This is a genomic window from Streptomyces purpurogeneiscleroticus (assembly GCF_020024005.1).
Taxonomy (GTDB): domain Bacteria; phylum Actinomycetota; class Actinomycetes; order Streptomycetales; family Streptomycetaceae; genus Streptomyces; species Streptomyces purpurogeneiscleroticus.
On sequence record NZ_NHSG01000475.1, the window covers coordinates 1 to 9,869 of the forward strand.

The following is a 9,869-nucleotide window of genomic DNA, read 5'->3' on the forward strand; positions in this document are numbered from 1 at the left end:
GCGGTGCCTCCGCAGCCCGCACCGGGCCCGCAGGGCGCCCACGGCGCGCCCACGGGCGGCCGGCCCGGCGATCCCGCGGCGCAGGGCGGACACGGCCGCTGGCGCCCCTGGCGCTTCCGCATGTCCAACGATGTGTGGGGCACCCCGGTCGTCTCCGGTGACCTGCTGTACGTCACCTCCTTCGAGGTGCACGCGCTCGATGTGGCCAGCGGGCGGCGCCAGTTCAAGACCCGCGAGGTCGCCTGGGCGATGGCCGTCTCGGACGGCCGGATCCACGCCTCGGACGGCCCGAGCCTGTACGCGCTGGACGCCACCGACGGCTCCGAGCTGTGGCGGCTGAACACCGAGGGCTGGGTCTACAGCCTCGGCGTCGACCGCGGCACGGTCGTCACCGGCACCCGCGGCGGTGGCGTGCAGGCGTGGGAAGCGGCCAACGGCGAGCTGCTGTGGGAGATCGGCGGCGCGCAGACCGACTTCGAGACCGCCGAGTCCGGTCCCGTCGTGCACCAGGGCACGGTGTACGTCTGGGCGGACGCCCGGCTGAAGGCGCTGGAGGCCCGTACGGGCGTCGAGCGCTGGTCGTACCCCGTCGGGGACGCGGCGTCCTGCGGCGGGGTGCCTGTGCGGCTGCTGACCGCCCCGGACGGCGTGGTCTACGTCGTGGCCGGCACGCGCGTCCTGGCCATCGACAGCAACCGCGGCGACGTCCGCTGGCACTTCGAGGCGCCGGCGGTCTTCCTGGCGCCGCCCGCGTACGCCCCCGGGCCGGCCGTCACCGGCGGCGGCATCTACCTCGCGGACTACCTCGGTACGGTCTACGCGCTGGACGCGAACGACGGCCGGGACCGCTGGCGGATCGCCACCGAGGCACGCCAGTCGACCGAGCCGGTACTGGTCGCCGACGGCGCGGTGCACCTGGGCAGCGGCAACGCCCTGTACACGCTGGACGCGGTCGCGGGCACGCCCCGCTGGCGCTTCCAGGCGGGCGGAGAGGTCATCGGGGCACCGGTGGCCGCGGACGGCCGGGTGCACTTCGGGTCCGCCGACCACTGCCTGTACACGCTGGACGCGATGGGCGGCCAACTGCGCTGGAAGCTGGCGACCGGCGGCGAGATCACCGGTACCCCGGTGGCCGCGGCGGGCGTCGTCTACGCCTGCAGCAAGGACCGCTGCGTATACGCGCTGGACGCCGCGAAGGGTACGGGGCAGGCGCGGCGCTCCTAGGGCGCGGCGCGGGCCTGTGCGGTGCTGGCCTGGCGCCGGTCTTTCCGGCTAGCGCTCCTCGGGCGGGCGGCCCTGTCCGGGCTGCCGGTCGCCGAGGACGGGCGGCAGCGGCTGCGTACGGTCGGCCGGGGCGGGGTGCGCGTTCTCGGTCGGCGGCTCGCTGCGGTACGGGCTCTCGTCCTGGTAGGACCCCTGATACGGCCCCTGATACGGCCCCTGATACGGCTCCTGGGACGCGACCGTCGGTGTACCGGCCGGCGGGGTCGTGCCGTCGTGCGTCGCCGGGGGCCAGGGCTCTCGTGCGGGGCCGTCGGCCGAGGAGCCGACGCCTGCGCCCGGCCACTGGACGGGCTGCTGAACGGGCTGCTGTTCGTAAGGGACGGTGGGCGGCTGTCCGTAGGGGCCGTTCGGAGGCGTCGCATACGGGCGCTGGTCCGGCTGTCCCTCATAGGCGTACGGCGCGCCTCCGGGTCCGCCGTCGTACGCGTACCCGTCGTCGGGCTCTCCTCCGTACGGTGCGGGCGCGTACTCCTCCTCGCGCTCCCGCGCCTTGCGGCGCCGGCGGGCGCGGCGGCCGCTCATCAGCAGCGCGCCCAGCAACAGCAGGACGCCGCCGCCGAGCGCCGCCGCGACTCCCAGACCCAGGCCGCGGCCCCCGCTCCCCACGGTGAGGCTGCCGGCCGCCTGGCCCTGCCGGACCATCCACAGGACGGTGAAGCCGAGCACGACCAGCCCCGCGAGCGTGACCACCAGGCGGGACCGCAGCACCACGCCGATCAGCGTCAGCACGGCCGCGGCCAGCATCGGCAGCAGGAGTGAGCGCATGACGTCGGCCCCGCTGCCGGTGATCCCGTTGAAGAGGTCCGCGATACGGACGTCCTCACCATGACGGCCGTCGTACCAAGGACGGAAGGGGCTCCATACGGCGGCCGCCGCTCCGATGAGGGCGATCAGGGAGCCGATTACGTTGCGCACCACAAGCGTCGCCTCGCTTCGCATCGTCCTGATGCCTCCACAGCCGACGCTACGCCGTGCCGCCGCGGGCCGCCACGGGGCAATCCGGCCCCGGTATCGTGACGTGCGCTCGTCAATCAATCGGGGGAAATTCTCATGGCACGCCGTCATCTGCGGCTCACGGCCGTCGTGGCCGTTGTTCTGCTCTCGCTCACCGGCTTCCGGCCGCACGGCCGCGGCAGTGACGGGGGTGACAGCGGTGGCGGCGGCTGCAGCGCCTCCAGCAGCAGCGGCTACCACGGCAGCAGCAACCACTACGACGATGACGATGACGACGACTACTCGGGCAGTGGCGACTCGACGTACGACCCATATGCCGAGCGGCGGGGCAAAGTCGTTGGCTGTGTCAGCGACGACCCGGACGCGGCGAAGCCCGGGGCCAAGGTGGAGCTGGTGGTCGAGGACCCGAACGAGGACGTGACGGTCACGGTCGAGTTCCGCGGCGCCGACCGCACGACAGTGGACACCGCGCGCGTCACCGTCAACCCGTATATGGATGCCCTCTACGGGTACGACTCGTCGGAGGACACCGTGGTCGCCATTCCGATGGCCCACCCCGCCCGTGCCGACAAGGTCACCGACTGCGTCCTCACCGACCTGCGCTGAGCCACAGCCACCCGTCTCTCGGACCTCTCTGGATGGCGGCCGAGGCCATCACCGCATCCGGTACTCCTTTCCGCGCTCTCCGAAGAGCTCCGCCTGCCGCTCCGGTGGCAGGTTGCCCAGCGCGATGAGGTGCGGGGCGTGTGCCAGGGCCTGGCTGCGGGCCGCCTCCTTCGCCGCCCACAGGGCCCGTACGGTGCCCTGTACGGCTTCCGTGGGCTGGGCGGCGACGGTCTCGGCCGCGCGCAGGGCGGCGGGCAGCGCCTCGCCCGGCGGCGTCAGCTCGGAGACCAGGCCCACCTCGTGCGCGCGGCGGGCGCCGAGCCGCTCGGCGGTGCCCATCAGGGCGAGCCGGGCGATCTCCCCGTACGGCATGCGCTGCGCCATGAGGACCGACTCGTACGCACTGACCATCCCGTAGGTCGTGTGCGGGTCGAAGAACGTCGCGGTCTCGGAGGCCACGATGAACTCGCACTCACCCAGCAGGTAGAACGCGCCGCCGCAGGCCATGCCGTCGACCGCGGCGATCACCGGCTTCCACAGGTCGGCCGCCTTGGGACCGACGCGGAGCAGCGGATCGTCGAGGGAGTACGGGGAGGCCGGCTGCGGCACGCGCACCGAGCGGTCCACGCCGGTGCAGAAGGCGCGGTCGCCGGCGCCGGTGACGACCGCCGCGCGCACGGTGTCGTCGAAGCGCAGAGCGCGCCAGGCGCCCGCCAGCTCCTCGGCGGTCGCCAGGTCGACGGCGTTGAGACGGCCGGGCCGGTCGAGGGTGATCAGGGCGACGCCCTCGGCGGCCCGGGTGTCGACGCGTACGGTCACGGGCGCTCCAGCAGCCAGCGGGGCACGGTCACGCCGTCCGCCATTTCGTGGAAGGTCACCTTCACCGCGGCGCCGATGCGCAGCCGTTCCGGGGGAACGGAGTTCAGCGCGGCGTCCGGCGCGCTGACGAGGTTGCCGACCAGCCGGATGTGCGGCGCCTCGGCCAGTTCGACGACGATGGCGTTGTACGGCGCGAGGGCGGCGTACGCGGGCAGCAGCGGCGGGTGCGGCAGGACGTAGGACCAGATCCGGCCGCGGCCGGACATCCGCCGCCACTCGCTCGCGAAGGACTGGCAGTGCGGGCAGCAGGGCCGGGGCGGGAAGCGCAGTTCGCCGCAGTCGGCGCAGGCTTGGACGCGCAGTTCGCCGCTTGCCGCATACGCCCAGAACGGTGCGCCGTCCTCGTCGGGGACGGGGAGCAGGAAGCCGTCAGCGGGTGGGTTCGCGGCGGGTTCCGCGGCGGTCGTCGCGGAGTTATCCACAGGCGTGGCGGGCGCGGTGCGGTTGTCAGTGGCGGCTGTCACACTCGGTTTCATGAATTTCACTGACGGTCAACTCCTCAGCAGAAGCGCGGAAGTCGGGACGCCCTCGCCCGCGGTGACGAGGCAGGTCGCGGCGTCCGGCACTTGCGCGGTGCTGGTGCCGCGCAGCTGCTTGACGCCCTCGGTGATCAGGTTGAAACCGTGGACGTACGCCTCGGAGAGGCCACCGCCGCCGGTGTTCAGCGGGAGCCGGCCGCCGATCTCCAGGGCGCCCTTCTCGGTGAAGGCCGCGCCCTCGCCCCGCCCGCAGAAGCCGTAGCCCTCCAGGGAGAGCGGTATGAGCGGGGTGAAGGCGTCGTAGATTTGCGCGACGTCCACGTCCTGCGGGCCGAAGTCGGCGGACTTCCACAGGTGTTGGGCCGCGGTCCAGGCGGGTCCGGTGAGCGGGTCGTCGTTCCAGTAGTTGACCATGCCGTGGTGCTGGGCGGGCAGGCCCTGGGCGGCGGCGTGGACGTAGACGGGGGCGCGGCGGCAGTCGCGGGCGCGCTCGGCGGAGACCAGGACGCAGGCCAGCGCGCCGTCGGTCTCCAGGCAGTTGTCGAAGAGGCAGAGCGGCTCGCTGATCCAGCGCGCGGTCATGTACATCTCGCGGGTCAGCGGACGGTCGTACATGACGGCCGCGGGGTTCTGGTTGGCGCGGTTGCGGCAGGCCAGCGCGACGTTGAAGAAGTGGTCGCGGGTGGCTCCGTACTGATGCATGTAGCGACGGGCGAGCATCCCGATCTCGTCGGCCGGGCGCAGCAGGCCGAAGGGACGGGTCCATTGAGCGGGGGTGGGGAGTTGAACGGCAGTGTTCTTCCAGGGGCGGGGCCCGGAGCCGCGCTTGCGCGAGCGCCAGGCGACGCCGACGGTGGCCTGGCCGGTGGCGATGGCGGCGGCCAGGTGCGCCACGGTGGCGCAGGAACCGCCGCCGCCGTAGCCGACCTTGGAGAAGAAGGTGACGTCGCCCGCGCCGATGGCCTTCGCGACCTCGACCTCGTCGGTCTCCTCCATGGTGTAGGAGGCGAAGGCGTCGACCTCCGAGGGGGCGATGCCGGCGTCGGCCAGGGCGGCCGTGATCGCGCGGCAGGCCAGCGTCTTCTCGGATTCGGGAAGGCGTTTGGCGAAGGGTGTCTGTCCGATGCCGGCTATCGCCGTAGCGTCCTTGAGGGTCGCCCCCATCGCCACCTCCGTGGTCGGTCGTCCGGCCTGTCGTCCGTACTGACAGCCGAGGAGGCTACCGCTAATCTGACGACCAGTCAGCTAACTGGCACAGGGTTCTCCCGGCAGGTACGCGCCGCACGGCCCCCGGGCGGGCTCCCGGACACCCCGAGCGGCCCGCCCCGGCGCCGGGGGAGAAAGGCAGGCGCGATGCCCGGCGAGGTGCAGCGGAAGAAGGGCGGCGAGGGCGCCGGGCCCCCGGAGGGGCATGGGGGCACGGCCGGACCACAGGCGTTGCGCGCTGCGGTTGCGGACGACGAGCCGTCGGATCCGCGGGCCGATCTTGAGTTCGGGTCCATTCCGCGGTTGGTGCGGGCCGCGGCTGCTCGGTACGGCAGCCGCGAGGCGGTGGTCGAGGGGCGGGCCCGTGTCTCGTACGAAGAGCTCGGCGCGCGGGTCGAGCGCACCGCCGCGGCCTGCATCGCCGCCGGCGTCGCGCCCGGCGACCGGGTGGCGGTCTGGGCGCCGAACACCGCGGACTGGATCGTCTCCGCGCTCGGCGCGGTGTCGGCGGGCGCGGTCCTGGTGCCGGTCAACACACGTTTCAAGGGCGCCGAGGCCGCCTACGTCCTGCGCCGCACCCGCGCCCGGCTGCTCTTCGTCACCGGTACCTTCCTCGGCACGTCGTACGTCGCCTCGCTGCGCCGGGCCACCGCGGAAGGCACGGGGCGCGGCCCGTTGCCGGGCCTGCCGGACCTGCGGGACGCGGTGGTGCTGGCCGACGACGCGCCCGTCGGCTTCCGCACGTGGCGGGAGTTCCTGGCCGGGGGTGACCGGGTGCCTGCCGCGGTCGTACGGGAGCGTGCGGACGCCGTGGCGCCCGACGCACCCTCGGACATCGTCTTCACCTCGGGCACCACGGGGCGGCCCAAGGGCGCAGTGATCACCCATGACCGGACCCTGCGCGCGTACGGCGTCTGGAGCGAGCTGGCGGGACTGCGCGAGGGGGACCGCTATCTGATCGTCAACCCGTTCTTCCACACCTTCGGCTATAAGGCAGGCGTGCTGGCCTGTCTGCTGCGGGGCGCGACGATGGTCCCGCAGCCGGTGTTCAGTGCCGACACCGCGCTCGCCAACATCGCCGCCGAGCGGATCACCGTGCTGCCGGGGCCGCCGTCGCTGCACCAGCAGCTGCTGGACCACCCCGCGCGCGCCCGGCACGACCTCTCCTCGCTGCGGCTGGTGGTGACCGGCGCCGCGGTGGTGCCGTTGCAGCTGGTCGAGCGGTTGCGCGGGGAGCTGGGGATCGCCACGGTACTGACCGCGTACGGCCTGTCGGAGAGCTCGGGGGTGGTCACGATGTGCCGGCGCGGCGACCCGCCCGAGGTGATCGCCGGCACGTCGGGCCGGGCGATACCGGGCACGGAGGTGGCGGTGGTCGACGCCGAGGGGCGCGCGGTGTCTCCGGGCACGCCCGGCGAGGTACGGGTGCGCGGCTATCACGTCATGACGGGCTACTTCGAGGACCCCGAGGGCACCGCCCGCGCCGTCACCCCGGACGGCTGGCTGTGCACGGGGGACGTGGGGGTGCTGGACGAGGCGGGCAATCTGCGGATCACCGACCGGATCAAGGACATGTTCATCGTCGGCGGGTTCAATGCCTACCCGGCCGAGATCGAGCAACTGCTCCTGCGCCACCCGGATATCGCCGACGCCGCCGTGATCGGGATACCGGACGCCCGGCTGGGCGAGGTCGGCCGGGCGTACGTGGTGCGGCGTCCCGGCGCGACCGTGTCGGCGGACGAAGTGCTCGTCTGGTCGCGCCGGGAGATGGCCAACTACAAGGTGCCCAGGGAGGTGATGTTCCTGCCCGAGCTGCCGCGGAACGCCAGTGGCAAGGTCCTCAAGGAGAGGCTCCGCGCAACCGCACCTGCAACCGCACCCGCAACCGGCGCCGACCGAGCCACCGACGCCCCGGTCACCACCGGCCGCAAGGTCAGCCGCGGCTGAGGCGGACCGGCAGGGACTGCAGGCCGTTGCCGATGAACGAGCCGGTGGCACGCAGTTCGGACGTGGGCGCCGCCAGCTCCAGGTCCGGGAAGCGGTCGAAGAGCGCCGGCAGTGCGGTGCGGGCCTCCATGCGGGCCAGCGGCGCGCCCAGGCAGAAGTGCACCCCGTGCCCGAAGGCGAGGTGCTCGCGGTCGGCGCGGCGCAGCTCGAAGGAGTCGGCGTCCGCTCCGTGCCGCTCGGGGTCCCGGCCGGCCGCGGCGTAGGCGGCGAGGATCGGGTCGCCCTGCCGGATGACCGTGCCGTCCGCCAGCGGGATGTCCTCGACGGCGTACCGCAGCGGCAGGTTGGCGATGCTGGGCGCCCAGCGCAGCGTCTCCTCGATGACGTCGTCCCAGCCGGCCTGCCCGGAGGTCAGCAGGGCGCGCTGCTCGGGGTGGGTGAGCAGGGCGTGGACGGCGTTGCCGATGAGGTTGACAGTCGTCTCGTAACCGGCGCCGATCACCAGCAGGAGGGTGTCGAGCAGTTCCCGCTCCTCCAGCCGGGAGCCGTCGTCGTCGCGGGTGGAGACCAGCACGCTGGTCATGTCGTCGCCGGGCTCCTTCCGCTTGAGGGCGATGAGGGAGCCGAGGACGGTGCCGACCTTCTGCGCGGTGGCGGCGGCCTGTTCGGGGGTGGCGGAGGTATCGAAGATTTCGTTTATGCACTCCTTCACCTCCGCCCGGGACTCCTCGGGCACCCCGAAGAGTTCGGAGATCACCCGCATCGGAAGGGGGTGCGCATAGGAAGAGATCAGATCGACCGGCTCACCGGCGGGCGCCGCCTCCAGGCCCGCCAGCAGTTCCCTGGTGATCCGCTCGACGCGCGGCGCCATCGCCTCGGTGCGCCGCCCGGTGAACGCCGGAGCCACGAGCTTGCGCAGCCTGCGGTGGTCGGCGCCGTAGGCGGTGAACATGTTCGTGACGCCGACCCAGGACTGCAGCCAGCTGTCGTGGTGTTCGCCGTTCCGCCAGGCGGGCCAGTGCTGCCGCGGGTCCTTGCTCACCCGGTCGTCGGCCAGCAGCCGCTTGAGCAGGGCGTGCCCGCCGACCGACCAGGCCCGTATGCCGCCGGGCAGTTCGACGAGCGCGGCGGGGCCTAACGCGCGGAGGCGGGCGGCCTCACCGGGGAGGTCGGTGCCGGCCGGGTCGATGGCGACGGGCTGCTGTCCCATGGGGTGGCTCCTGCCTGATCGGGGGTGAGGGGAGTGAAGCGCGCCGGGAGCGCGGCCAGCGCACGGTGGAAGGCGCCGACCCGCCACTCCAGCTGATCGAAGGGCACGGTGAGTTCGATGTCGGAGAGCCAGGCGGTGAGCCGCTCGATGGCGGTGGTCGCGATGAGCAGCGCGGTGGTGCGTACGGGGCAGGCGTGCGGCCCCGCGGCCCAGGACAGGTGCGCGCCGCCGCCCGCGCCGGGCTGCTCCAGCGGGACGGTGCCGAACTGCGCGTTGGCCGCGGCGTACGAGACCATCGTGAGCTGGCCCGCGCGGATCCAGGTGCCGTGGAAGAAGACGTCCCGGCGGGGGAAGTGCGCCGAGTAGTTGCCGAGCGGCGGGTCGTTCCACAGCACGTCGTTGATGGCGTCGCGCACGGTGAGCGCGCCGCCGGACAGGGTGCTGTAGTAACGGTCGTCGGAGAGCATGCGGGCGAGCGCGTTGCCGATGAGGTTGGTCGTCGGCTCGTGCCCGGCGCCCATGGTGAGGACGATCTGGTGGATCAGCTCCTCGTCGGTGAGGCCCGCGGGGTGGTCCATGAACCAGGAGGTGAGGTCGGGGCCGCGGTGTTCCTTCTTGGCGGCGATCAGCTCCATGACGTAGCGCGTGAAGTCCTCATTGGCCTTGGCCGCTTCCTCGGGGCTGCGGCCCTCCAGCATTCCGGCGAGGGCGGAGATCAGCCGGTCGCTGTAGGAGTCGGGGAGCCCGAAGACCCGGTTGAAGATCATCAGCGGCAGCACGCGCGCGTACTGGGTGATCAGGTCGGCCCGGCCCTCGGCGCCGAACCGGCTGATCAGCGTGTCGGCCGCGCCCTGCACGTATCCGCGCAGCTCGTACGGTTCGAGCAGGGCGAAGCTGTCGGTGATCACCTTGCGGTAGCGGTCGTGCGCCTCGCCGTCGCTGAAGAACACATTGGGCCGCCAGGCGAGCATCGGCATGACCTGCGAGTCCGGGCGCACGGTCGGCATCCAGGCGCGGGAGTCCTTGGACCAGGTGGCGTCGTCGTGCAGCAGCTCCAGCGCGGCGCGGTAGTCGGTGACCAGCATCGCGGGCACGCCCGGCGCGATCTCGACCTGCGCGACCGGCCCCTGCCGCCGCAGCTCGGCGTAGATGCCGTGCGGGTCGGCCGCGAAGTCGGGTCCGTACAGCCGTACCGCGTCCTGCGCCGGGCGTGCCCGCGATGCTGGTCACCGACTACCGCGCCGCGCTGGAGCTGCTGCACGACGACGCCACCTGGTCCAAGGACTCCCGCGCCTGGATGCCGA

9 protein-coding genes are annotated in these 9,869 nt (G+C 72.9%); 3 read left to right on the plus strand and 6 right to left on the minus strand.

The window, feature by feature from the left end; translation table 11 throughout:
• Positions 1 to 1,224, plus strand: a 1,224-nt coding sequence (locus CCS38_RS34355) for an outer membrane protein assembly factor BamB family protein (protein WP_223737486.1), incomplete at its 5' end; no start/stop codon positions are given.
• A gap of 48 nt (positions 1,225 to 1,272) precedes the next feature.
• On the opposite strand, the gene CCS38_RS34360 is transcribed toward CCS38_RS34355, so the two are convergent.
• Positions 1,273 to 2,202 (minus strand): hypothetical protein, encoded by a 930-nt coding sequence (locus CCS38_RS34360; protein ID WP_223737487.1) that lies wholly within the window; start codon positions 2,200 to 2,202, stop codon positions 1,273 to 1,275.
• A gap of 132 nt (positions 2,203 to 2,334) precedes the next feature.
• Here CCS38_RS34360 and CCS38_RS34365 point away from each other — a divergent pair, with 132 nt between their 5' ends.
• The gene (locus CCS38_RS34365) at positions 2,335 to 2,844 is read left to right on the plus strand and encodes a hypothetical protein (protein ID WP_223737488.1); all 510 of its coding nucleotides are present in this window, start codon (positions 2,335 to 2,337) and stop codon (positions 2,842 to 2,844) included.
• A 48-nt stretch (positions 2,845 to 2,892) separates the two neighbouring features.
• On the opposite strand, the gene CCS38_RS34370 is transcribed toward CCS38_RS34365, so the two are convergent.
• From CCS38_RS34370 to CCS38_RS34380, 3 genes are read right to left on the minus strand one after another with little or no spacing between them, the layout of a single operon-like run.
• Positions 2,893 to 3,663: an enoyl-CoA hydratase/isomerase family protein gene (locus CCS38_RS34370; protein ID WP_223737489.1), complete on the minus strand. Its 771-nt coding sequence runs from the start codon at positions 3,661 to 3,663 to the stop codon at positions 2,893 to 2,895.
• Positions 3,660 to 4,199: a Zn-ribbon domain-containing OB-fold protein gene (locus tag CCS38_RS34375; RefSeq protein ID WP_372457200.1), complete on the minus strand. Its 540-nt coding sequence runs from the start codon at positions 4,197 to 4,199 to the stop codon at positions 3,660 to 3,662. Before CCS38_RS34375 ends, CCS38_RS34370 begins: the two co-directional genes overlap by 4 nt.
• 15 nt (positions 4,200 to 4,214) lie before the next feature.
• Positions 4,215 to 5,366, minus strand: a complete 1,152-nt coding sequence (locus tag CCS38_RS34380) for a lipid-transfer protein (protein ID WP_223737490.1) — start codon at positions 5,364 to 5,366, stop codon at positions 4,215 to 4,217.
• 189 nt (positions 5,367 to 5,555) lie between these two features.
• On the opposite strand from CCS38_RS34380, the gene CCS38_RS34385 reads away from it, so the two are divergent.
• Entirely contained in the window at positions 5,556 to 7,355 is a 1,800-nt protein-coding gene (locus CCS38_RS34385; RefSeq protein ID WP_223737491.1) for a FadD3 family acyl-CoA ligase, read from the plus strand.
• Here the strand turns inward: CCS38_RS34385 and CCS38_RS34390 are convergent.
• Both CCS38_RS34390 and CCS38_RS34395 read right to left on the minus strand, forming a co-directional pair.
• Positions 7,342 to 8,565 (minus strand): cytochrome P450 family protein, encoded by a 1,224-nt coding sequence (locus CCS38_RS34390; RefSeq protein ID WP_223737492.1) that lies wholly within the window; start codon positions 8,563 to 8,565, stop codon positions 7,342 to 7,344. The genes CCS38_RS34385 and CCS38_RS34390 overlap by 14 nt on opposite strands.
• Positions 8,490 to 9,752, minus strand: a complete 1,263-nt coding sequence (locus CCS38_RS34395; protein ID WP_223737495.1) for a cytochrome P450 — start codon at positions 9,750 to 9,752, stop codon at positions 8,490 to 8,492. Before CCS38_RS34395 ends, CCS38_RS34390 begins: the two co-directional genes overlap by 76 nt.
• Between the last annotated feature and the right edge of the window lie 117 nt (positions 9,753 to 9,869).

What these genes read in the sequence shown, in the direction of transcription:
- CCS38_RS34385 (WP_223737491.1), top strand. Translation starts at nt 5,556, where the DNA reads ATGCCCGGCGAGGTGCAGCGGAAGAAGGGCGGCGAGGGCGCCGGGCCC.
- CCS38_RS34375 (WP_372457200.1), bottom strand. Translation starts at nt 4,199, where the DNA reads ATGAAACCGAGTGTGACAGCCGCCACTGACAACCGCACCGCGCCCGCC.
- CCS38_RS34380 (WP_223737490.1), bottom strand. Translation starts at nt 5,366, where the DNA reads ATGGGGGCGACCCTCAAGGACGCTACGGCGATAGCCGGCATCGGACAG.
- CCS38_RS34365 (WP_223737488.1), top strand. Translation starts at nt 2,335, where the DNA reads ATGGCACGCCGTCATCTGCGGCTCACGGCCGTCGTGGCCGTTGTTCTG.
- CCS38_RS34390 (WP_223737492.1), bottom strand. Translation starts at nt 8,565, where the DNA reads ATGGGACAGCAGCCCGTCGCCATCGACCCGGCCGGCACCGACCTCCCC.